Origin of the sequence: Streptomyces sp. NPDC005485, assembly GCF_040606085.1 — a bacterium.
In the GTDB taxonomy this organism is placed as follows: Bacteria; Actinomycetota; Actinomycetes; order Streptomycetales; family Streptomycetaceae; genus Streptomyces.
This window is the reverse complement of sequence record NZ_JBEXDZ010000086.1, coordinates 14112-37477: the sequence shown is the minus strand read 5'-3', so window position 1 is coordinate 37477 and position 23366 is coordinate 14112. Positions and strand designations below refer to the sequence as shown.

General features: G+C 69.8%; 14 protein-coding genes and 5 pseudogenes. 9 read left to right on the top strand and 10 right to left on the bottom strand.

Going from position 1 to position 23366, the window contains the following annotated elements; all coding sequences use genetic code 11:
- The 3 genes and pseudogenes from ABZS97_RS26295 to ABZS97_RS26285 all read left to right on the top strand — a co-directional run.
- Positions 1–195 (top strand): annotated as a pseudogene (locus ABZS97_RS26295) (IS110 family transposase); the annotation flags it as partial.
- 199 nt (positions 196–394) lie between these two features.
- A complete protein-coding gene (locus ABZS97_RS26290) occupies positions 395–862 on the top strand; it encodes a hypothetical protein (protein ID WP_356141141.1) in 468 nt (155 codons plus the stop codon).
- A gap of 111 nt (positions 863–973) precedes the next feature.
- Positions 974–1675 carry a class I SAM-dependent methyltransferase gene (locus tag ABZS97_RS26285; protein WP_356141139.1) on the top strand — a complete coding sequence of 234 codons (702 nt, stop codon included), beginning with the start codon at positions 974–976 and terminating at the stop codon, positions 1673–1675.
- 334 nt (positions 1676–2009) lie between these two features.
- On the opposite strand, the gene ABZS97_RS26280 is transcribed toward ABZS97_RS26285, so the two are convergent.
- From ABZS97_RS26280 to ABZS97_RS26270, 3 genes and pseudogenes are all read right to left on the bottom strand, one after another.
- Positions 2010–4715, bottom strand: a complete 2706-nt coding sequence (locus tag ABZS97_RS26280) for a hypothetical protein (protein ID WP_356141137.1) — start codon at positions 4713–4715, stop codon at positions 2010–2012.
- Between the two features lie 81 nt (positions 4716–4796).
- Positions 4797–5498 (bottom strand): hypothetical protein, encoded by a 702-nt coding sequence (locus ABZS97_RS26275; protein WP_356141151.1) that lies wholly within the window; start codon positions 5496–5498, stop codon positions 4797–4799.
- A 217-nt stretch (positions 5499–5715) separates the two neighbouring features.
- Positions 5716–5811: pseudogene (locus tag ABZS97_RS26270) on the bottom strand (IS5/IS1182 family transposase); the annotation flags it as partial.
- Between the two features lie 263 nt (positions 5812–6074).
- Here ABZS97_RS26270 and ABZS97_RS26265 point away from each other — a divergent pair.
- From ABZS97_RS26265 to ABZS97_RS26255, 3 genes and pseudogenes are all read left to right on the top strand, one after another.
- Complete coding sequence (locus ABZS97_RS26265; protein ID WP_356141133.1) at positions 6075–9626, top strand: SpoIIE family protein phosphatase; 3552 nt, start codon at positions 6075–6077, stop codon at positions 9624–9626.
- Between the two features lie 1158 nt (positions 9627–10784).
- Positions 10785–11273 carry a GNAT family N-acetyltransferase gene (locus tag ABZS97_RS26260; protein ID WP_356141131.1) on the top strand — a complete coding sequence of 163 codons (489 nt, stop codon included), beginning with the start codon at positions 10785–10787 and terminating at the stop codon, positions 11271–11273.
- Positions 11269–11632 (top strand): annotated as a pseudogene (locus tag ABZS97_RS26255) (glycosyl hydrolase); the annotation flags it as partial. The gene ABZS97_RS26260 and the pseudogene ABZS97_RS26255, both read left to right, overlap by 5 nt.
- A gap of 292 nt (positions 11633–11924) precedes the next feature.
- On the opposite strand, the gene ABZS97_RS26250 reads toward ABZS97_RS26255, so the two are convergent.
- Both ABZS97_RS26250 and ABZS97_RS26245 read right to left on the bottom strand, forming a co-directional pair.
- Positions 11925–12599, bottom strand: coding sequence for a hypothetical protein (locus ABZS97_RS26250; protein ID WP_356141128.1), 675 nt, complete (start codon positions 12597–12599; stop codon positions 11925–11927).
- Positions 12600–12908: 309 nt separating this feature from the next.
- Positions 12909–13556, bottom strand: a complete 648-nt coding sequence (locus ABZS97_RS26245) for a class I SAM-dependent methyltransferase (protein WP_356141126.1) — start codon at positions 13554–13556, stop codon at positions 12909–12911.
- A gap of 142 nt (positions 13557–13698) precedes the next feature.
- On the opposite strand from ABZS97_RS26245, the gene pgm reads away from it, so the two are divergent.
- The gene (gene pgm / locus ABZS97_RS26240; RefSeq protein WP_356141124.1) at positions 13699–15339 is read left to right on the top strand and encodes a phosphoglucomutase (alpha-D-glucose-1,6-bisphosphate-dependent); all 1641 of its coding nucleotides are present in this window, start codon (positions 13699–13701) and stop codon (positions 15337–15339) included.
- A gap of 608 nt (positions 15340–15947) precedes the next feature.
- On the opposite strand, the gene ABZS97_RS26235 is transcribed toward pgm, so the two are convergent.
- Complete coding sequence (locus ABZS97_RS26235; protein WP_356141149.1) at positions 15948–16244, bottom strand: RICIN domain-containing protein; 297 nt, start codon at positions 16242–16244, stop codon at positions 15948–15950.
- 39 nt (positions 16245–16283) lie between these two features.
- Between ABZS97_RS26235 and ABZS97_RS26230 the strand changes: the two genes are divergently transcribed.
- The gene (locus ABZS97_RS26230; RefSeq protein ID WP_356141122.1) at positions 16284–16580 is read left to right on the top strand and encodes an SDR family oxidoreductase; all 297 of its coding nucleotides are present in this window, start codon (positions 16284–16286) and stop codon (positions 16578–16580) included.
- 218 nt (positions 16581–16798) lie between these two features.
- Here the strand turns inward: ABZS97_RS26230 and solA are convergent, their stop codons facing one another.
- The 3 genes and pseudogenes from solA to ABZS97_RS26215 all read right to left on the bottom strand — a co-directional run.
- Positions 16799–17956 carry an N-methyl-L-tryptophan oxidase gene (gene solA / locus ABZS97_RS26225; RefSeq protein WP_356141147.1) on the bottom strand — a complete coding sequence of 386 codons (1158 nt, stop codon included), beginning with the start codon at positions 17954–17956 and terminating at the stop codon, positions 16799–16801.
- 89 nt (positions 17957–18045) lie between these two features.
- Complete coding sequence (locus ABZS97_RS26220) at positions 18046–18366, bottom strand: SDR family NAD(P)-dependent oxidoreductase (RefSeq protein WP_356141145.1); 321 nt, start codon at positions 18364–18366, stop codon at positions 18046–18048.
- 256 nt (positions 18367–18622) lie between these two features.
- Positions 18623–18895 (bottom strand): annotated as a pseudogene (locus ABZS97_RS26215) (transposase); the annotation flags it as partial.
- A 349-nt stretch (positions 18896–19244) separates the two neighbouring features.
- On the opposite strand from ABZS97_RS26215, the pseudogene ABZS97_RS26210 reads away from it, so the two are divergent.
- Positions 19245–19667, top strand: a pseudogene (locus ABZS97_RS26210) (transposase); the annotation flags it as partial.
- Between the two features lie 202 nt (positions 19668–19869).
- On the opposite strand, the gene ABZS97_RS26205 reads toward ABZS97_RS26210, so the two are convergent.
- Positions 19870–23259, bottom strand: coding sequence for a S8 family serine peptidase (locus ABZS97_RS26205; protein WP_356141120.1), 3390 nt, complete (start codon positions 23257–23259; stop codon positions 19870–19872).
- Positions 23260–23366 lie beyond the last annotated feature (107 nt).

The window sequence follows — 23366 nt, the reverse complement described above, 5'->3', positions numbered from 1 at the left end:
AAACGCGCGATGTTCCTGTCCGCGTTCGCCGCCCTGCACGACCCCGCCTCCCGCACCTACTACGACAAGTGCAGAGCCCGCGGAAAGACCCACACACAGGCTCTCCTCCGCCTCGCCCGCCACCGCGTCAGCGTGCTGTTCGCGATGCTCCGCGACGGCACCTTCTACGAACCCAGAACCCCACGCCTCGCTTGACGAAAGACATAGAGGCACCCCCACGCCGCACAGACGGGAGGTTCTTCACGGTACGGGGGCCGGCCGGGCGCGTCGAGGCTGTTTGCACGATGTGCAAACGCCTTGCACGACAGGAGAGTTGGTAACCGTTTGGTCGTTGGGCGCGGTGTGCTGAGCTGCATCGCCCCGATCCGCGGGGCGCGTCCATCGGAGGCATTCCATGGGAACCACTGCTGCTGCATCCCGCCCGGCCGCCGACCCGACAACCGGACCGGTCCGCGCCGCGCGGGAGGTCGTGCCGGCCGGTCTGTGGGACAAGCAGGTCGGACTCCTGGTGCGGGACTACCCGTACGACTCGGTCATGGCGGCCCGGGTCCTGGACCAGGGGTACGCGTACTTGCTGACCGCGATGAAGCACCAGGGCCAGTCGCTGGGACTCGCCCCGAGCAAGCTCGTCGACATCGGCGTTCACACGGTCATCCTGGACACCGTGGCGTACGCCGAGCTGTGCGAGCGGTTCAACGACGGGGTGTTCCTGCACCACGTGCCCAAGATCGACATGAAGAACGACGGGTCCGTGATGAAGACGGCGCACATCGTCGCCGCCGACGGCTGGGAGGTTGACCTGTCGCTGTGGGCGGACGCCGCCGAGTGCGGGCCGTGCCACCCGGGCAACGACTCGCACTGACCGTGCCGTAGCACGGGCACTTGGGGGCTCTGGCGAGAAGGCCGGGCCCCTCGGCATGCCTTCGGGTGACATTTCGTCGAAGCCGCCCGCCGCCGGGCCACGGTCGCCAGGATGGGGCGGGTGACCACCAGCACCGCAGACCTCTGGCACCACTATGGCCGCGCCCGCGCCGCCAGTGACCGCGGTGTTCCGGACGGCTTCTACTGGGCCTGGGGGCAAGACGCCGGGCCCGGCGCGGAGGTCTTGGGCAACCTGGCCGGGCGCTGCGTGGGCGACCTCGGTGCCGGGGCTGCCCGGCACGCCGCGCACCTGGCGCTTCAGCACCAGCCGGCCCGGGTCACCGCGGTCGACGCCTCGCCCGCCCAGCACGCCATGGCGACCGACCTGTACGGGTATCTCGCGCCGCGCCTACGCATCGTGCACTCCGACGTGGTACCACATCTGCACGCGATGCGCGGCACGTACGACGTGCTGTACAGCGTCTTCGGCGCCATCGACTTCACCGACCCGCGCGAGCTGCTGCCAGCGACAGCCGCCGCGTTGCGGCCGGGCGGGCGGCTGGTGTTCGCCACGCTCGCCCACTACCTGAGCGGGACGCCTGCCCAGCCGGATGTGGTCGCGGCCGATGTGTCAGCCAAGACACCGGATGGCGAGGAAGCCACCATGCGCCGCTGGGTGCTGCAGGAGCACGTGTGGACCAAGCTGCTCGACGAAGCCGGATTCACCGAGATCACCATCACCGTTCTCCCCGCCACGGCCGAAGGCGCACGCACCGCCGACACGCTGCTGGTGAGTGCGTACCGCCCGTCCTGACAAGCTGACCTATTGGCCATGCCCATGTGCAGGTCACTGAACATCAGCTCGAAGCCCCCACAGGCAGGCATGCGCGGAGCAGGAGAGCTTCGGCCGGAGCAAAGTCGGCCCTGGGGCCATCCCCGCGCGCAGGGATGCTCCCACGCCTGGACCACTACCTCTGTCCCCTAGGACCTGCTCCCCGCGTAGGGCCAGGAGGGGGCTCAGTCGCTCCGGCGATCGATAAAGATTCGCGCATGAGGACGCCCAGGACTTATTCTCGACCTCTTGTCCCGCCATGCCGGGGCCCCGGATCCCTTCCGCTGCTGATCTGCTGCTGCAGGGTCGGACGTTGCTACTGGGGACAGTTCAGGCTCTCGGATTCCTTGGTGGCTTTGTCGAGTTTGTTTTCGGCCTTCTTCACTTCGCGCTCCAGCGACTTTCGGTCCTCACCGCTGGCGTTCTCCAACTCCTTGTCCGGTTGCTCCAGTTCCTGCTTCAGGCTCGCGATGAGGTCGAAGAGCTCGGCACACCGGTTGGTCACCACTTGCACCGTGTGGAGCGGCGTCGAGACGTCGAGCCCTCCGGAGGGTCCGCCGGTCAGCCGCCAGCCCATGGGGTAACTGCCAAGCGCGGCAGGCGCGGTGACGGTGACCTGGACGGTTGTCGTGCCGCTGGGTGCGACCCGGCCGGTCAACGGAATAGGGGCGGCCGACCAGGTCTGCCCCGTGCCGAGGGCCGGGGCGAGCCAGTAGCCGTCCGCCGGGTTCCACTCGCTGCCCGCGTTGGCGAGGAAGACGGTGATCTGCCGGGTGGCGCCCGCGCCTATGGGCTCGGGCGCCTCGAAGCCGGCTGACCCTCGGTAGCGCGGCGCTCCCCATACCTCGATCTGTACGTAGAACCCGCCTTCGCCCTTGGCCGACTGCTGGTTGTCGATATTGACACGCAGGTGGAGCGGGAGGGAGCGGTGGTAGAGGAAGCGTCGGCGGGGACTGTGGGTGCCGACGAAGAAGTAGCCGCCCAGGCGGCCGAGGAGCGCGTACTTCCGGGCGGACATCGGATCCTGGCCGCTGTGCAGGGGGAAAGTGGCGTCGTCCACGGCATACCAGCCGTTGGCATCGCTCGGCTGGGCGAAGAGCTCAGGGGCGAGGATCGTGCCGGTCGCGGTGATCTCGAACTCGTCCCCGGGTTCGAGGACCACACCCGTGCGGACGTCACCGGCGGTGTCCTTCACATAGGAACGGTGTCGGCCGACGAGGACATGACCGGAGACCGAGGGAAGGTCCAACGGTGCGGACCGGGGTTTGTCCAGGGTGACGGGTCCGTCGAACAGGTCCACGTCTCTCCCCGGGGTTGCGCCCACTCGCCGGGCAAGCTGCGGCAGATGGGTGGTGACGGCGCCGGGCAGCGGCACTCCAGGCCAGTTGGTGGCGGGGCCCGGGGGCACGGGGAAGCCCGGTGTCGTGACCGGACTGCCCGCTTCGGCCCGCCGTTTGGCGTACAGCCAGGCAAGGCTCAGCCCGGCCAGATAGTCGAGGCCGGGGTCGATCAGTTCGACGCCGCAATGGACCGTCAGTAGCTCGGGGGCCTGGGAAGTGAGCTTGAGGTGGTGGGCGTTGAGGAGCTCCATCAGCCGCGGCTCCTCCTCCGGACCCATGCCGTGCAGCAGCGCGATGGCCGAGGCGAAGCAGCTGTCGAGCACATCTGTCGTGTCCGGAACGAGTGGCCCCTGCCGGTGCAGGGCCATGGTGCGCAGATACTCCTCGCGTACCAGCGAGTCCCCGTCGTCGAGCGCGCTGAGCGCCAGATGCGGGATGAAACTGCGGACGATCCGCAGCCCCTGCTGCGGCACCAGGTCCATCACCTGGGCGAACGTCCGGTAGCGGAGATCGGGGGGCAGGGCCAGCAGGGTGTTCGCGAGGGCGGGCTCCCAGGGGGTGTAGATGTCGAAGATGTCCCGATGCTGGTAGAGCCCGATGGACCGGGGCAGCGCGGACTGAAGGAGCGGCATGGCCGTCCGAACCGCCGGCGGTGCTGCGCCCAACAGGCCCTGGGTGGCGTGATAGAGCAGCTGACCGACGAACTCTCCACTGGTCAGCCACGGCGTGAGCAGCGGCGAGAGCAGCGCGTTGCCGATGCCGATGGCGGTGGCAATCCGCTCCACGGGTGCCTGCAACAGCCGCCAGTAGCCCGCCTGTTGCATCGCTCCGATGAAGTCGGTCCGGGCGGGGTGGTCGCTGCCGGTGATTCGCCGGAACACCTGGTTGAAGGAGTACTCGAAGGCGGGCAGCACGCCGGTCGCGCCACGACAGGTGAGCCCGCCCTCAGGCCGCACGAGCAGGTAGGCGTGCGCGGCCAGATAGTCGGCCAGCCTCGTCACCTGCGCGACGATCCGCGAGCGCACGGCGTCGGTCGGGACCAGCTCGAACAGGAGGCTGTACGCGGTGACGAGACCGACGATCTCGTCCATGGACGGTTCCCAGACCCGGTACCGCGAGAAGTAGTCGTCCCACAGCAGGGCGTACTCCGCGCGCTGCTCCGCGGACATGAGCCGCGCCAGCGTCTCGGGGGATCGGGTCGGGACATGCCGGGGGTCGCGGTGCGGGGTGCAGTGCAGATACTCCTGCCGCTCCGGGTCGATCAGGAAGCCTTGACAGTATTGGCCGTCGTGGGTCCACAGGGCGGAGATGGCCGGGTCCCAGCGCAGGATGTAGCCGGCGAACGGGCCGCCTTGCTGGAATTTGTAGAGCGTGTCGAAGGTGTCGAGCGCCGCGGTTGCGATCCGCTCCGCCTGCGGGTGTCCGAGCTGGTGCTCCACGGCGACGAAGCTCAGCAGACGGCTCGACCAGAGCAGCGGATTCTCCCCGCCGAAGTCCGTGAGGTGCCACCGCTTCACCAGTTCGCGGACACTGTCCGGTACCTCGGCGGGAACGTCCGGATTCAGCTGGTTGTGGCTAGTCACCAGGTTGGCGCGGCTGCGGTTGCCAACCGCGAAGTGCCGGGCGAGAACCCGCGATCGGACGCGCCAGTACAGTTCCTCGTACGCCTGTGGTGTCACCATCTCGGACTCCCTGTCCCAAGTTCCCGCCAACCGCGGCGCAGCGGGGCTGCAGCCGATGGGAACGGCGTTGAACCGGGGTGGCTACGACACGTAGACGCCGCAGTGGTTGAACCCGATTGGCAGGAACCAGCAATTCCAGGCGTGCAGGAACTGCCCTTCGGGAACCTGGGACATCGGGCAGTTGCCCAGGTGGACGGTGCCGTTTTCGATGCGGTAGGCGATCGCCCAGTGGGCCGTGTACCACGCCCCGCCCAGGGCTCCGAGGTCGACGCAGACGGGGACGGGCCGGCCCAGTTCGACGTAGGCCCTGAGCGTGCGCCACTGGTCCTGCCAGCCGCCGCTGAACGCACCGGACCAGCCGACCTCGGCCATGAGGCCGTAGTTCTGCACCGCGTCCCGGACGCGGCCGCCGGTGGAGCCGAGTCCGAAGACGACGTCGGGGCCGTAGCCGGCACTGATGAGCGCGTCGATGATCTCGCCGTCGTCCCAGTGCTGCTTGCCGTCGACGCCGAGTTTCGGCCGGGACAGGCTGAACGGATCACGACCTTGGAAGTCGAGCATGGTGGCCATGGCCGCCTGGCCACAGGTGTTCCAGTCCTGGGACCGGCTGTTCTGATAGGCGTGCAGGACGGTGAGCTGGGCAATAGCCGCCGGCATCAGTTCATTGGGCGGCGGGGCACCCACCTGTCCCGACCAAGTGGCGAACTCCTTGGTGTCCACATCGATGGGGGCGGTGGCAATCTGCTGGTCGGGGGCCTGGGGAGAGTGGGACTTCTTGTTCACGGTACGTCTCCGATCTGCGTACTGAACGCTCGTCGGAGCCAAGTCGTACTGTCTCTCTCCCTCCTGTCACCTGCTCAACGAACGTGCCTTTCGCGCTGAGTTGGGGCGGATACCCAGCGTCCTCCGCAAACAAGAACGGCACAACGCTCTGCCCGGTCTGCTTGAGGTACGACCGGAAACGTACAGCCGGACCAGTCGTCCTGGTCTCAAGGCAGCCGTCCTGGACGCTCGCGGCGGTGAACAGCACCACCAGCAGCAATCCCAGGCAGGCCACCACCTGCCCTTTGCGGCCCGCCACCTTCTTCCCCTCGTCCCGGCCGACCCCGTCGACACCGGCACCGTCGGCCGCCGACAGGAACTGCAAGTCGATGATCACCGCCGTCGGCAGACGCTCGGAAGCTTGCGCTTCTGAGCAAATCGCAGTTTAGACTGATTTAACCTTGCAATTCTGGCAGGAGTGTAGTCAGAAGTGTCGGATCCGGCGTCCGTTCTGCCCGAAGGCCCGCAGCGAGTGGCCGCCGGCAGCCTTGGGAGGGCGCGGGCGGAGCCCATAGGCGCCAGGAGGAAGATTTCTCTATGACCCGGCCCGATGACCCGTGCACCGCGGCGGCCCGGATGTTCGCCGAGGCAGGTGCGTTCGGCGAGCTTCTGGCCGGGATCGAGTGGGCGGCGACGCCGCTCGGGCCCCCCGAGTTCTGGCCGGGGCCCCTGGTGGACACCCTGCGCCTCATGCTCAGCTCTGAGCATGGGATGGCTCTGTACTGGGGCGCCGAATTCGCCACGCTGTACAACCTGGGCTCCTCACCCATCGTCGGCGCCAAACACCCCTGGGCGCTCGGCAAGCCCTACAAGGATGTGTTCCCTGAAGTCTGGGCCCACCCCGTGAGCTCCCACTTCCACTATGTGACCGACACCCGCAAATCACTGCTGATCCCCGATGAGCCCCTCATCATGGAGCGCCACGGCTTTCCGGAACAGTGCTACTTCGACTCCTCCTTCCAGCCCGTGCTGCTGGACGACGGCACCGCCGGCGGCGTGCTGCAGATCATCACCGAGACCACCGGCCGGGTACTGGGCGAGCGCCGGCTGCGCCTGCTGAGCGAGACCGGCGCCCGCACCACCGGGCTGCCCACCCCGGGCGAGGTCGCCCGCGTCGTCGCGGAGGTGCTGGGCTCCTATCCCGAAGAGATCCCGTTCCTCGACCTGTACCTGGCCTCCGAGTCGGGGATGCTGCGGCCGGCGGCCTCCGTCGGACTGCGGCCGGCGCCCGAGGCCGTCTTGCCGAGTGTGGCCAACGGGTCGGAGGTCGCGGCCCGGCTGGCGCAGGTGGTCGCCGACGGTGCCCCTGCCACGCTGCCGGCCGCCGCGCTCACCGGCGGCAACACGGCCGGGCAGCACGCCGCGGCCTCCCGACTCCCAGTCGAGGAGGCGTTGGCTCTGCCGCTGGACTGTGCGGGGCAGGTGGGAGGTGTCCTGGTCGTGGGCATCAACCCCTGCTTCCCGCCGGCCGGGGCCTACCGGGACTTTCTGGAGGTGCTCGCCGCCGCAGTGGCCGGGGCGCTCACGGCGGCACTCGCCCACGACGAACAGCGCCGGCGGGCGGAGGCACTGGCCGAGCTGGACCGGGCCAAGACCACCTTCTTCGCCAACGTCAGCCATGAACTGCGCACCCCGCTCACCCTGCTCCTGGGTCCGCTCCAGCAGGTTTTGGCCGACGAGGACCGGCCCGAGCGCCGCGAGCGGCTGGAGCTGGCCGAGCGCGGCGCCCTGCGCCTGCTGAAGCAGGTCAACACCCTCCTGGAGGTCGCCAGGGCCGATGCCGGGCAGATACATCCGGCCCTCGAGCCGGTCGACCTCGCCGGTGCCACTGCCGAGCTGGCCGGGGTGTTCCGCTCCGCCTTCGAGGCGGCCGGGCTGACGCTGGGGGTGGACTGCCCGCCGCTGCCCCGGCCAGTATCCCTGGACCGGGAGATGTGGGAGAAGATCATCCTCAACCTGCTCAGCAACGCCCTGAAGTTCACCTTCACCGGCGGCGCCCGGGTGCAGGTGGCCGCGGCCGGCGGCCGGGCCCGGCTGATCGTGACCGACACCGGCACCGGCATCCCCGCGGACGAGCTGCCGCGCCTGTTCGAACGCTTCTACCGGGTCCGCGGCGCCCGCTCCCGCTCCCACGAGGGCAGCGGCCTCGGCCTGGTGCTGGTCAAGGACCTGGTGGAAGCGCACAGCGGCACTGTCGGCGTGGACAGCCGACTCGGCCAGGGCACCACCGTCACTGTGGACCTCCCCTTCGCCGCCGCCCACCGGCCCCGCCCGGACCCGCCCGCGGCCGGCGCCGAATCCCCCGGGGAAACCCCCAGGGAAGGCGGAGACGGCCGGCCAGGCCGCGCCGCAGCCTATGTGGACGAGGCGCTGGGCTGGCTGGCGGCCGACCTCGTCCCCGCTGCGGCCACCCCCGTGGCACGCACCCCGCACGACCCTGGGACCCACGATGCCCCCCACGGCCCCGGCCCGCACGAAACCGACCGCCCCGGCCCGCAAGAAACCGACAGCCCCCAACGGGCCCGCCTGCTGGTCGTCGACGACAACGCCGACATGCGCGCCTACCTCACCCAGCTCCTGCAGCCCGACTACGACGTGCTGCTCGCCGCCGACGGCCTGGCCGCCCTGGAGATGGCCCTGGCGCAGCCGGTGGAGATGGTGCTCAGCGACGTGATGATGCCCCGCATGGACGGCTTCGAGCTGGTTCGGGCGCTGCGCGCCGACCCGCGCACCGCCCGCCTGCCCATCGTCTTGCTCACCGCCCGCGCCGGCGAGGAGGAATCCGTGCAGGGTCGGCGCGCCGGCGCCGACGACTACCTGGCCAAACCCTTCTCCGCGCGCCAACTGCTGGCGCGCGTCCGCACCGGGTTGGAACTGTCCAGGCTGCGCGAACAGGTCCTGACCGAGACCCGCAACCAACTGGCCGTGCTGGCCTCCCTGGCCGACGCGGGCCTGCGGCTGTCCGCCACCCTCGACCCGGACCAGATTCTGCAGACTGCCGGCCAGATCCTGCTGCCCGACTTCGCCGACCAGATCAGCATCCATCTCACCGTGGCGGCACCCGCCCCGGCGCAGTCGCCCCCGGCATACATCGCCGGCAATCCCCTTCTTGCCCGCGACGCCCTGGCCACCGCCGCCATCCACGCGATCAACGGCGTCGCCCCAGCCCCGGCCGGCCCGCGCCCGGCGCCCGCCGCCGTGCTGGCCCTGCCGCTGCACGCCCACGACCAGACACTGGGGGCCTTGGTACTGGTCCGGCACACCGACTACTCAGCGGTCGAACACAAGTATCTGGAGAACCTCGCCCACCGCCTGGCCATGGCCTACGACAACGCCACCCGGTACCACAACGAGCGCCGCCTCGCCCTGACCCTGCAGCGCGCCCTGCTGCCCCACCGCCTACCCGAGGTGCCCGGGGTGCGCCTGGCCACCCACTACCGGGCCAGCAACCGCGGCGCCGAGGTCGGCGGCGACTGGTACGACGTGCTCGCACTGCCCGACGGTGCCGTGGGGCTGGCCATCGGCGACGTCATGGGCCACGACGTGGAAGCCGCCACCGTGATGGGCCAACTCCGCTCCGCCCTGCACAGCCTCGCGATGGAGGGCGCCGGCCCGGCCCAGGTGCTGGCCAGGCTGGACGCATACCTGCAGTCGCTCGCCACCGAACGCTTCGCCACCTGTCTGTACGCGGTCTACAGCCCACACCGCCACCGCCTGCGCTACGCCGCCAGCGGGCACCTGCCGCCCCTGCTGGTAGCCGCCGACACCGCCTACCTGGAGCTGCCCCCAGCGCTGCCGCTGGGACTGGGCAGCACCCCGGTCGACCGCGAGGTGGCGTTCCCGCCCGGCACCAGCCTGCTGCTGTACACCGACGGCCTGGTGGAAAACCGGGCACTGTCCCTGGACGACCGCCTGGCGGCCCTGTGCCAGACCTGCGGGGCGCTGCCCGCCGCCGCCCGCACCGACCCCCAGCAGATCACCGAACGGGCCCTGGAGCTGCTGAACACCCCCGACCGGGTCGACGACGACACCGCCCTGCTCGCCGCCACCGCCGAACCATCGTGTCGAACCCGGCGACCCGCAAGCTGACGGAAGTGCCATACAACCGACCGCTACTGCTCGTAGTCATTGCTGACGAAGCTGCGGATTTGCTAATCCACTGCTAACGAACTGTCTTCATTGCTAACAGAGTTGCGGATCCTGGAATGGCCCGGCCGCGTGCTCGACTGGTTGGCTGGAGGGCATGAGCAACGAGACGATTCTGGTGACCGGCGCCGCCGGAAAGACCGGCCGCCGCGTGGTGCAGCAGCTGACGGTCCGGGGGGTTTCGGTGCGGGCGGCGTCCCGTTCGCAACGTGCGCTTCGACCGGGCAGACCGCACCACCTGGGAGCCGGCACCGCGCGGTGTGAACGGGATGTACTTGGTCACCCCCGAGCTCGGCAGCGCAAAGGCAGCCGACGACATCGCCGCCTTCGTCCGGCAGGCCGCCGCGGTCGGGGTGCGCCGGGCGGGCGGTCCTGGTCTCTTTCCCCGGCACCGGCACCGGCACCACAGGGCTGGAGCATGCCGTCGCAGCCGAGCGTTCGCTGGGCGAGGCGGGTCCGGAGGCCACCGTGCTCCGGCGCGGTGGTTCTTCCAAAACTTCAGCGAGGACTTCCTGCGCGACGCCGGCTAGTCCGGTGACGTGCGACTGCCGGCCAGGGAGGGCGCGGAGGCGTTCGTCGACGCGAGGACATCGCCGCCGTCGCCGTCACCACCCTGCCCGAGACTGGGCACGCCGGACAGACGTACGAGCTGAGCGGTCCGCAGGCGATGTCGTTCGCCGACGCCGTCACACAGATCGCCCGGGCCACCGGCCACAACCTGCGGTACACCCCACTGTCCCCCGAGGAGTACGCCGCCGAGCAACGCGCGCACGGCGTGCCCGAGGAATGCGTCCAGCTGACTGTCGACCTGTACGCCCAGATCCGGACCGGCGCTCTGGCCTCGGTCACCGATGACGTGGCGAAGGTGCTGGGCCGACCGGCGAATTCCACCCGACGGGGCTTTTGCGGAGTTCGAACGTCGTGGCCGCCGGTGACCTGTCGACCTACGCGGACGCCGGTCACCTGGCCTGCCGAGGCCGAGACCCTAGCCTTTACCCGGGAGCCGAGACCCTCGCCATTACCCGGGAGTGGTGCAGGAGCGCCTGAGCGAGCAGCCGACCCGCCGCAGGAAGGCATTCCCCGGTGCGAAATACTCTCCCGATGAGTTCACGCACTTCCCCGATCAGCCAGCCGATCACGATACGGAGGGCCGTCGCGCGGGATGCCAAACGGCTCACGCGGCTCGTGCGTGGCTCAAGCGCCTACGAGGGTAAATACGCAGCCGCAGTCGCGGGCTACCAGGTCGGCCCTGATTACATCGAGGCCCACCAGGCCTTTGTGGCCGTCGACGCCGACGAGCATGGAGGCCGGGTCATCGGGTTCTACTCGCTCGTCCTCGCTCCACCGGAGCTCGACCTGCTGTTCGTCGCCGACGAAGCGCAAGGACGTGGTATTGGGCGGCGGCTCGTCGCGCACATGCAGTCCGAGGCCCGTGCCGCCGGGCTCGAACGTGTCAAGGTCGTGTCGCACCTTCCCGCCGAGAACTTCTACCACCGCGTCGGTGCGGTGCGGACCGGGACCGCGCTCGCGAACCCGCCCGCCGTGCCGTGGGACCGTCCCGAATTCGAGTTTCGCATTCCTTCGGAGTGACACGAGCAAGGCCACGTCGTACAACGTAGCCCCGGCCGACAACGCCACCAGCGAGGCCCGCTTCATCGCCCCGCTCACGACCGACCTAAAAAGCAGCTCGACCTGGATCGCCGGCGGCCGTCACGTGTGGGTGCAGACCCGCGGATACGCCATCCGCAGCGGCTCGGAGTGGAAGACCGTGTACCCGCCCGCGGCATCTCCGTCGGCAACGCGGAGGGCACCGGCTGGCACGACATCACCCTGCCGGTCGACGGAGGGTACCCAACCGCTACCTCAGCGGCTTCGCCATCGACCCGAAGAACGCCGACCACGTCTACCTCGCGGTCAATGGCTCCTCCCGGCGCTGGACCGAGGGCCCGGCGCCGCCCCGACACCACCACAGCCTTCCTGGCCGCACTCACCACGCTCCAGCCGGTCCGGGTGACCGGGCGGTGAGGAGCGCGGGAGCGTTCCTCCAACAGCCGTGTGGGCCTGCCTTACCACGAGATGGAGGCGTTGTACTTCAACAGCCCCGACTAGGTACTCATTGCGCCGGTGCAGGGGGCGGAAGGCGCCCAGCCGGTTCCCGGTGCGCGGGATGGTTCACCGGTGTCGCCCCAGGCGGGCCCGGCTCACCTCCAGCGGGGCCTACGGACGACACGGTGTGAGGGATCAGCTGATGCACACCAGGCCGAGCAGGCAGAGCCCTGAAGACGACGAGGTGGACTCCGACGACGAGGGAGTCGTCGACGACGTGTCCGTGCTCGATGTGTGGGTGGTGTGGGTGCTGTCGGTGGCGGCGGGCGTCGGGGAAGCCGTCGTCTCCGTAACCGCGTCCGTGGCGTCGGACACCGTCGAGACGGCCTGTGACTCGGCGGTGGATATCGCCGTGGTCAGCGGAGTCGTGACGCTGTCCTGCTGTGCCGCCTGGGCCGTCGGGGTGGCCTGAGGCGCGGTGGCGGACTGCTCGTGCGGCGCGTTCGTCGTGGACGAACTGGACGAGCTGGACGACGTGTCCTTGGCCCGGTGCGTGTCAGACGGCGTCGACGAGGCCGGGGTGGGCTCCGTGACCTGCTCTTCCGCGATGCCCATGGCGTTGTTGTCCGGTGCAGAGGCCGCCTGCGTGCGGTCCGTGGACTGGCGTTCCATCGAGGAGATGGTCAGGCCGCCGCCGACCAGGGCGATCGCGGTGGCGACCAGGGCCCTGCGCTGGGTCTTCTTCCAGCGTTCCCGCTGGCGCCGCCGCGCCGCCCGGCCCAACGGTGCGAACTGCTCATGCGGTGCCTCGCCGACTTCCTCGGCACCGGAACCCTCGTCGTGCCACACCTGGGTCGGAGATTGCCACATTGCCGCGCCCGTCTCAGCGGCCGCGGGCGTAACGAGGGCGAGGGGAGCCTTGTCCGGGACGTAGGCGCCGCACCCGGGGCACGCCAGGGCGCCGTTGAGGTGCCGACGGCATGGGGAGCAGTAGTCCATGTGCGGTCTTCCTGTGTTCACGTTCGCACGAGGGAGCGAATTGCGAGCCAAGGTAGCGAGGCTTCCGCAAGGGTGTGTGCAGCCCCTGTGACACCCCTGCGCAGATGTGGCCGGAGTGTGGCCGCATACCGACACATTCGCATGTCGTTTCCGCTGGTTGCATGACTTTTGGCCGGAGTGTCAGTGCCCGGCCCCGTCGTGGCGGCAGTGCAGGAAGAGGTGGGGCTCGGGCTCGGCGGCGGGGTGGTCCGGGGCGAAGGTGATGCTGCGCCGGGAGAGCACTGTGAGCCCCGCGGCCCGCACCATGGCGACGAAGTCCTCCTCGGCGAAGCTTGTCGCGCGGACCGGCTGGTCCATGAAGGCCACCTCGGCGTCCTCCACGTCCGCGGGCACGGTGGCCAGCACGAGATGCCCGTCGGGCCGCAGGGCCAGGGCCAGGCGCCGCATCAGCGCCGACTGCTCGGCGCGGGTCATCTGCAGCAGTGAGAAGAACACGCACACGCCGTCGAACGAGGCCGCCTCGAGCGGGAGATCCCGGATGTCGGCGCGGCGGAACTCGGCCTCGGGGACCTGACGGGTGGCGAGTTCGACCATGACGGGGGACACGTCGACGCCCAGCACCGAATGCCCTGCCGCGATGAGTGCGGCCGCGGTGGGCCGCCCGGTGCCGCTGCCCACGTCCAGCGTCCGCGCGGCGGGCGGCAGCCGGTCGATCAGCCACTCCAGCGCGGACAGGTGCGCGGGGGCATGAGCGAACGCCTTCTCGTAGTCGGCGCCCAGTGCGTCGAACAGCACTGCGGCGGGCGGCCGTTGGTCCTCGTGCCTCACGTCGGTGTCCCTTCGCTCGCCGACCCGCATCGTCGCACCCGCCGGACGAGTGCCACAATGGCGCCCGGTGCGCGTCCGGGCGGGCCGGGCAGGGGAGAATGACGGCCGTACCCAACGGTCGACCCTTGCGGAGGAGCGGGAAATGCAGAACGCGCGAGCGGGGCAGGTCGCCGGGCCGGAGGACCTCATCGATGTGGCCCGCCTGGTCACGGCGTACTACGCGCTGCACCCCGACCCGGCCGAACCCGGGCAACGGGTGGCTTTCGGCACCTCGGGACACCGTGGCTCGTCCCTCGCGGCGGCGTTCAACGAGGACCATATCGCGGCCACCAGCCAGGCCATCTGCGAGTACCGCACCGCCCAGGGCACCGACGGCCCCCTCTTCCTCGGCGCCGACACCCACGCCCTGTCCGAGCCCGCACGGATCACGGCACTTGAGGTGTTCGCCGCCAACGACGTGACCGTCCTCATCGACCAGGCCGACGGCTACACGCCCACCCCGGCGGTCTCGCACGCCATCCTCACCCACAACCGCAGCCGTACCTCCGGCCTCGCCGACGGCGTGGTGGTCACCCCTTCGCACAACCCACCCGCCGACGGCGGCTTCAAGTACAACCCGCCGAACGGCGGCCCCGCCGGCTCCGAGGCGACCTCCTGGATCCAGGACCGCGCCAACGAGATCATCATCGGCGGTCTGAAGGATGTACGGCGCATCCCCTACACCCAAGCCCTTGCTGCACCCGGCATCGGCCGCTACGACTTCCTCGGCACGTATGTGGCCGACCTGCCGAACGTGCTGGACCTGGAGGCGATCCGGGCCGCCGGCGTGCGGATCGGCGCCGATCCGCTGGGCGGCGCCTCGGTCGCCTACTGGGGCCGGATCGCCGAACAGCACGGGCTCGACCTGACGGTGGTGAACCCACTCACCGACCCCACCTGGCGTTTCATGACGCTGGACTGGGACGGCAAGATCCGCATGGACTGCTCCTCGCCGTACGCCATGGCCTCGCTCATCGAGCAGCGCGACCGGTTCGACATCGCCACCGGCAACGACGCTGACGCCGACCGGCACGGCATCGTCACGCCGGACGCGGGCCTGATGAACCCCAACCACTATCTGGCGGTGGCGATCTCGTACCTGTTCTCGCACCGGGAGCAGTGGCCCGCAGGTGCCGGGATCGGCAAGACGCTGGTGTCGTCCAGCATGATCGACCGGGTCGCGGCGGACGTCGGCCGACCACTGGTCGAAGTCCCGGTCGGATTCAAGTGGTTCGTTGACGGACTGTCCGACGGAACGCTCGGCTTCGGCGGCGAGGAGTCGGCCGGCGCGTCCTTCCTGCGCCGCGACGGCTCGGTGTGGACCACCGACAAGGACGGCATCATCCTGGCCCTGCTCGCCTCCGAGATCACGGCCGTCACCGGCAAGACGCCCTCGGAGCACTACGTGCGGCTCACCGACCGCTTCGGTGCCCCCGCCTACGCGCGCGTCGACGCCCCGGCCTCCCGCGAGGAGAAGGCGCTGCTCGCCAAGCTCTCCCCGCACCAGGTCACCGCCGACACCCTGGCCGGCGAGCCGGTCACCACGGTGCTCACGGAGGCACCCGGCAACGGCGCCGCCCTCGGCGGCATCAAGGTCGCCACCGCCAACGCCTGGTTCGCGGCCCGTCCTTCGGGCACCGAGGACGTCTACAAGATCTACGGGGAGTCCTTCCTCGGCCCGGACCATCTGCGGCAGGTCCAGGAGGAGGCCAGGTCCGTGGTGCTGACAGCGCTGGAAGCCTGACGCGGGCACTCATGCGAACGCGACGCGCCATCGGTCGGGAAGGGGAACGGGCATGTCCGGGTGGCTGCGGTGCTGGCCGTGATGGGGCCCGTGCTTGCCACCGGCGAGTTCCCGGCCACCGTGGCGGGATACCGCGATCTGCTGTAGCGGGCGGAGAAGGTGGGAGCCCTGAGGCGGCGGAGGAGGTCTTGCACCTGGTCGGACAGCTACAGCCAGGACCCGCTCATAGGGGCTGTGTGAGAGAAAACCCGCTGCGGCGGTGCGTTCTCGCCGGGCGCGGACGCGGCGCACCAGGGTGTTGAACATGCGGGTGTGTCGACCTGAGGTGTCTGTTCGGACCCATGGCCTGGGTGCTGAAGAACCCGGCCGTCGCCGCTTCCCGTGTTGGCACGTGAACACGGGAAGCGGCGACGGCGCGATGACGAATCCGGCGAGGAAGTAGGTCAGGGGGCGGAGCCTTCGGGAGCCGAGCAGCAGGATGCCGTCGGCGATCACCGGTAACTCGTACGGTCAAGTATGAGCGCCCTTGCGCCGTTTCGAGTATCACGAGGGGTCGTCCGGGCCCGACCATGGCCTCGGCCCGGACGGCGTCGGTTAGCGAGGATCGGTCAGATGCGGGTCCACCTCTGGTTGGCCGCGGCGCCGCAGTCCCAGATCTGGACCTTGGTGCCGTTGGCGGTCGCGCCGCCGTTGACGTCGAGACACTTACCGGAGTGGACGGCCGTGATGGTGCCATCGGTATTGAGGCGGAACTGCTGGTTGGACTGGCCGTTGCAGTCCCAGATGTTCACGGAGGTGCCGTTGGCGGCGCCGACGACGCCCAGGCACTGGGTGCCGCCGTATACCCGCCGCTCGCCCGCGCTGGTGCTGGTGAATCGCTGGTTTGCGCCACCGTTGCAGTCCAGATCTCGGCGAGCGTTCCGTTGGCCTGGGAGCCGCCGGTGATGTCCGGCGGGCGCCGGCGGACAAGCCTCCGGTACCCGCTGAGAGTCAAGTCGGCCGACAAGGAACTGGCCACCAGCGGTGTCCTGGTCAATGTCATCACCCCCGCGGTCATCGCCACCCCCATGAACGACAGCACGGCACCCGACGTGCTTGAGCACATCACCGGCCTCATCCCCATGCGGCGGATCGGCCGCCCGGAAAAAGTGGCGGAGCTGGTCGCGTTCCTCGCCTCGGACCGCGTCAGCTACTCCACCGGCGCGGTCTACGACATCAGCGGCGGACGGGCGTCGTACTGACCTCCCCTGACCAGGGCCTCCACGAGGGCAGGGCCGTTGGCCGGCTCGCCCCTCGCGGACAACCTCGCGCCCCACGCGCCGAGGAGGCGTGGGGCGCACACCACAGTCATCGACGCCGCTCAGGCGCCTGGCGGGGAGAGGAACGACACGGCCCGGTCGGCGTCGAGACCGGGCGTATCTCCTGTCGTGACACGGCCCAGCGCACTCACCAGCTTCCCTCAGCTCGTGCGGTGGTGAAAGCGCCGGGCGTCGAACGGGGCGATGGGATGAGCAGTGGAACCCTCGACGGCCAGGTCGGCGATGATCTCTCCGATGACCGGAACGAACTTGAAGCCGTGCCCCGAGAAGCCGCAGGCGACGGTGACCTGGGGATGCAGGGGATGGGTGGACAGCACGAAGTCCTCGTCAGGGGTCAGGGTGTACGTGCAGGCGGCCCCCTTGAGGAAGTGCCCGTCGGCCAGGGCGGGGATCCGCGGGCGCAGATAGGCGCGCATCGCCTCGACCTCGTCCGGATGGATCTGCCGGTCCAGATGGTCGGGGTCAGCGGGGGAGCCCTTGGCGTGGAAGGCGACCTTGGCGCCGCCGTCTGCGCCGTCGAGAGCGGGGAAGCCGTAGACGTCGCCCCCGTCGCGATCTTCCCAGACATAGACCGGGTGCCGGTCCGGGCCGAAGGGTGCGGTGCCGCCCTGAGGGCTGAACCAGTACATGACGCGGCGTTCCACGCGCACCGGGACGTGGATGTCCTGCACAAGGCGGGACGCCCACGCTCCGGGGGCGATGACCAGCCGGTCCGCCACGTAGGTTTCCTTCGCCGTGACGACCCGGACATTGCCGGGGCCGTCGATCAGCCAGCTGTCGACGGGTTCCTCGAACCGCAGGTCGGCGCCGTGTCGAGCGGCCAGGTCGAGGTGGGCCGTGACGGTCAGTTCGGGCCGGGCCACGCCGGCCTCACGCTCGTAGAAGGCGACGTCGTCGGCGGTGGGGGTGAAGGTGGGGAACCGGCGACGGATCTCGTTGCTGTCGAGCACCTCGTGCTCCAGTCCCCAGGTGAGTGCGCTGCGGACGCTCCCGGCGACCATCGGACTGTCGTGCGGGCCGAGGACCAACCCTCCGGTGGTTGTGAATACCTCTTCGCCGCAGTCCGCGGCGAGCTCGCGCCACAGCTCGCGGGCGCGCAGCAGCAGCGGGACGTAGCCCGCGCCTTCGGCGTAGCTCTGCCGGTAGATGCGTGAGCCGCCGTGACTGGCGCCGAGGGCATGGACGGGGCCGAAGCGTTCGAGCCCCAGGACTCTTCGGCCTCGCCTGGCGAGGTGGTATGCGGCGGCACTGCCCATGCCCCCGAGGCCGATCACGATGACGTCGTAGGGTCGTGCCATGCTCGGTTCCTCATGATCGGTCCAGCGCGGAGACGCCGGATGCGTAGGGTCCGACTCTAGCGCCGGTCCAGGCCGGGCCGACAGCTCCTCTACCGGGAGGCCAGGTGCCCGGAGGGCCACGGAGGAGACCGAGGCCGGCAGAACGCATGGATGACATGGCGTGCCGCGCGTTCCGTGCTGACCTGGAAGGGTTTGGGCAGGCCGTCGGCGCTGACCCGGTCGGTCGCAACGAAGCCGGGGTGGATACTGGTGAACCGGATCCCTTTGGGTGCCAGTTCGACGCGCGCCGCATCGATGAGAGTACGAGCGGCCGCCTTCGCGGCGGAGTAGGGGCCTTGGCGGGGGATGCCCATGAGCCCGGCCAGCGAGTTGGTGTGGGCGATCAGACCGCCGTGTGCCTGGTCTCTCATCACTTGGCAGCCGGTAGGAGTCCATTCGGGCCCCGTACTGTTTCTGCCAGGCCGGGGGCATCCAGGCGGCGAGCCACTGGGGTGCGGCGACGGCGGCCGCCTCCAGCGCGGCCCGCAGCGTCTCGCCGACGAACTCCAGGCGGTTGAGGTCCCTCACTGCGGCAAGCACGTGCGTGGAGTCGGTGCGCTGCCGGCCCCGGCCCGTCACCAGCCCCAGCTCCGTGAGCCGTTCCAGCAGCAGATCCAGGATCTCCTTCTCCAGACGGTGGGCCAGGAGACGGTCACGGAACCCCGTCAGCACGGTGAAATCGAAGCCCGGGTCTGCCAGATCGAGGCCAAGCAGGTACTTCCAGTCGATTCTCGCGCGCACCGCGTGGGCCGCCTGGCGGTCGGTCAGGTTCTCCGCGAACTGCAGGACGCTGACCAGCGCTAGCTGACCCGGAGCGACACCGGGGCGGCCACGCACGCCGAACGCGGACCTGAAGACCTCGTCGTCGTACAGCGGACCGAGCGCGTCCCGCACCCGCATCGCCAGACACCCTTTGGGAAACGCTGCCCAGGCCACCACCTGCGTTCCCTCAGGCACCTCCCGACCCGAGTCCGCCCGTATCGACACCCAACTCCTCCGTCCCGCGATCGAGGCGGGCTCGCGACCCAAGCCCCCCACCTCAGGCTCCACCCCTCAACCACCCACCAAGGCGGAGATCAGACGCATTCACCCAATTGGGCAACGGAGTCATCGAGGGCTGGTACAACTTGCACCGTCTGCACAGCAGCCTCGGCTACGGAAGTCCCGCCGAATACGAGACCGCACTCGCAGCCTAATGGGACTTGCCGGGTGGAGACTCGGTGCCGTAGCCGCCAGCAGGTGAGCACTTTCGCACCCGGACGCTGAGATCTACCTGTCGATGCCGGGCATCGCGGAGATCACCGGTGCCCGGGTGCTCGCCGAGTTCGGAGACGACCCCACCCGATACGCCAGCGCGAAAGCCCGCAAGAACTACGCCGGCACCAGCCCCGTCACCCGCGCCTCGGGCAAGAGCCACACCGTCCAGGCCCGCTACGTCCGCAACAACCGCCTCGCCGACGCCCTGCAGCGCCAGGCGTTCGCCGCCCTACGTGCTTCACCTGGTGCCCGCCGCTACTACGACAAGCAACGAGCACGCGAGGCCGGCTACAACCCCGCCCTCCGCCAACTCGGCAACCGCCTCGTCGGCATCCTCCACGGCTGCCTCAAAACCCGCACCCACTACGACGAAGCGACCGCCTGGTCGCACCACGCCCAACCCCATTCAGCTTGACACCAAACGACATGGGGTGTCTGACCAGGCCCACAGCCCTTGACCGAACAGATAGAAGCACCCCCCTCGTTCGGCCCATCAGGGCCGACAGCTCACCGCAGGTTCGCCGAGGGGCCGTCACGCAGTGCGCCGTGCCGGCATGCAAGAGATCCCGGCCCCGGACAACCGGGACCGGGAGCCTCAAGGGCGCCGTCGGACAGGATCAGTGAACTGTGGCAAGTCGGTAGGCCCGTATGACGGTCTGGGTGACGGTGTTGCCCGCCTTGTCCGCTGCGCTGATCCGCAGGGAGACGTATCCGGCGCGACTCGGGTGGTGGAGCAGGGCGCTGCCGGTGGTGCCTTGGCGGGTGACGTGGACGGTCTTCCAGGTGTGGCCGTCATTGTAGGAGACCTGGAGGGCCAGCCGCGTCACCGCCGACCGTTCGGCACTCGTGGGGCGCTGCACAGTGAGCGGGACACGGAAGGTACGGCCGGCAGGGGCAGTGCTGTTGAGGTCGACGTCTCCCCTGGTGCGTACGGTCAGCAGCGGCAGCGCCGAGGACGTCGAGCCGCGGGGCCGTGCCGAGGTGAAGCCCCAGGTCACCGTGGAGCGGGTGCCGAGCGCCGTCCAGTCGGCCGTGCGCGTGGTGCGGACGGTTAGGTTGTAGCGGCGCTCGGCGGCGCTGGGAACGGTGAAGCCGATGTCCAAGAGGTCGCTGGCTCGGTGGATGACCCGTCCACCGGAGGACAGCACGACCTCGCGTGACACCCCGGCGTCGGAGGAGTCGAGGTGCTGCCCAGTGCCTGTGGCGGCATACGGCACGAGGTCCAGGGATACGTGGTTGCCTTCGCGGACGGGGCTGTAGACGGCCGGGCCGACCGGGGCCCGGTTCCAGTCGATGCCGTAGGTGTGTCCGGCCTGGTAGCGGCGGACCGCCGTGGTCTCGTCGTGGTCCGGGACAGTGCCGTCGGGCCCGTTGTCCGTCGTCCCGAAGAGGTCCAGATAGTGCGTCCAGGTCAGTCCGGGGGCGACGGAGTAGTACTCGGTCGATCGGCTCGGCAGGGCGGTGTGCAGCGTCGGGATGAACGGCATCAGCTCCGACCTGGCCGATGGCAGGTCGGATCGCACGGCTACTGCCCGCCTGCCTCCCTGGGAGGCGTAAGTGGCGTGCACGGTGGCCAGTTGCCGGTCGTGGACGACGGGGTTGGTGTCGGCAGGTATGCCGCCGTTGTGGGTCTGGCGCAGGGAGTAGCGGTAGGCGCCGCCCGGGTCCGTGCCCGTGAGGGTGGTGGAGGCGGCGTAGGTGACGCCCGGGGCCTGTGCGGTGGGGGTGGCGTACAGGGTGGCCTTGCCTCCGGCGACGACGGTGAGTGAGTAGCTGTCGCCTCCCTGCGCGGGGACCAGTTCGAGGCTGGCCGAGGTGGAGATCGCGGTGGCGTCGCGGTGGTCGGTGCGGGCCGAGACCTTGCCGGCCCTGCGGCCGTCGAGGGTCACGGTGCGGTCCTGGTCGGTGCGGATGCCGGTGGCGGCGAGCAGGGTCCGGGTGCCGGTACGGGTGCCGGAACCGTCGAGCTTGGCGAGGCTGTCGTCGATGCCGAGGATGTTGTAGTCGTCCTTCGGCAGGCGCAGCCGGAACGTGCCGTCACTCCCCAGCCGGATGTCCTGCCGGATGCCGGTGTGCGGGCCGAAGACGGTCAGCTCTGCGCCGGCGGCTGGCTTGCCCTCGTGGTTGAGGCCGGTGACGGTCAGTGTGTGGCGTTCGGGTTCGGCGAACAGGCCGACCGCGGTACGCACCGTGGTGTCTGCGGCGGTGGCGAGGACGGCGCCGCCGTAGCGGCCGACCTGGGCCTTGGTGGTACGGCCGGTGACGTTCGCGGTGGCGGTTCCGTGCGCGGGGACGGTCACGCTGGTGGCGTCCAGGGAGAACATGCCGGCCGGGGCCCGCTTGCCGCCCGGGCCGTAGACGTCCGAGGCGAGTTTGAGGGTGACCGCCTGGTCGCCGTCGTTGCGGTAGGTGATCTGCCGAGTGGCGGTGGTGTCGGCGTGCGGCCAGGCGAACAGGCCCAGGTTGGCGGCGCCGGAGGTGGCGTGAACCGTCTGTTTCAGGGCGCGCACGATGTCGAGGCGGCCGGAGCCCTGTTGGAAGGCGGTCAGGTTCTTCAGGCCGTGCGCCGAGGAGGTCAGGGCCCGCTTGAAGTCGGCGGCCTTCCAGGTGGGGTGGGCCTGGGCGAGCAGGGCCACGGCACCGGTGACGTGTGGGGTGGCCATGGATGTGCCGGACGCCTGCTCGTAGCGCAGGTTGGGCATGGGCGTGTCCATGTTGGTGCCGTCGGCGCGGGCGCCGATGATGTCCTCGCCGGGTGCCACCAGGTCAGGCTTGACGGCGTCGTCGCCGAGTCGGGGGCCCTGGCTGGAGAAGTCGCTGAGGGTGTCGCGCTTGGTGGTGCTGCCGACGGTGAGAGCGGCGTCCGCGCTGCCGGGGCTGCCGATCGTGCCGTCCACGCCGTTGCCCGTCGGCCCGCCCTCGTTGCCGGCGGCCACCACGAACAGGGTGCCGGTCTGTGCGGTGAGCCGGTTCAGGGCGGTGGATACGGGGTCGGTTCCGTCGGTGACGGTGTCGCCGAGGCTCATGTTCACGGCGACCGCGTGCTGGGCTGCGGCCCACTCCATTCCGGCGATGATCGCGCTGTCGGGGCAGGTGCCGTTGTCGTCGCAGACCTTGCCGATGAGCAGTTTGGCGCCCGGCGCGACGCCCGCGTACTTGCCATGGGACGCCGCGCCGGTGCCGGCGATGGTCGAGGCGGTGTGGGTGCCGTGCCCGAACCCGTCCTTGAGGCCGGCGCCGGTGAAGACCTTCGATTCGGCGATGCGACCCTTGAAGTCGGGGTGGTTGGCGTCGATGCCGGTGTCCAGATCGGCGATCAGCACGTTCTTGCCGGTGATGCCGGACTTCCAGGCGGTGGGGGCGCCGATGATCTTATTGCTCTCATCGTCCAGGACCTTCGCCCTGCCATCCAGCCAGAGCTTGCTGACACGACTGGACAACGGTCCCTTGAGCAGTGACTGCCACAGGTCACCGGTGCTCTTCTTGGGCTGGGTGAGAGTGCCGCCGTTCAGAGCGCGCAGGGTGCGGCCGAGGTCCGCTCCGTGTGCGGTGAGGGCGGACCGGGCGGCCGCCTTGCCGGCCCGTTCCATGACGATCAACGGCAGTGAGCGCGAGCGCGCGTCGTCCTGACCGATGCGGATCAGCTCCGTGACGTCGAACAGCCGCGCATCCAACTTGCCGGTGGACAGGGGGCGCTCGGCGTCATTGGGGATCACGCTGATGTGCTGTGTCCCTGCTCGGAGGGTGCGTACGAGGCGGAAGCCCATGTCCTCCCGGCCCTTGCCGGGCAGAACGGACACGGCGGGGGCTTTGCTGCCGGGCTGGGGGCGCAGAATGACCCGGTCCCCGGTGATGAGGGTGACCGTTCTGGCTGTCTCCGTGCGCTGCCCCACCGACGCTGCTTCGGGGGCGACGGCCTGCGCGACCGGTCCCTGCACGGCGACCGAGACGGCCACCACACCTGCGAGGGCGGGGAGTATCCCCCACCTGACTGACTTGGGCAGCAATGCATACTCCTTCGGGTTCCGGCTCCACGCCGGTTTCTGATGGTTCAGCAACTGGGTGGCCCACGAGCAGGCTGGGGCCGCCGTTGGCCGCTCGAGGCAGGAGCTCG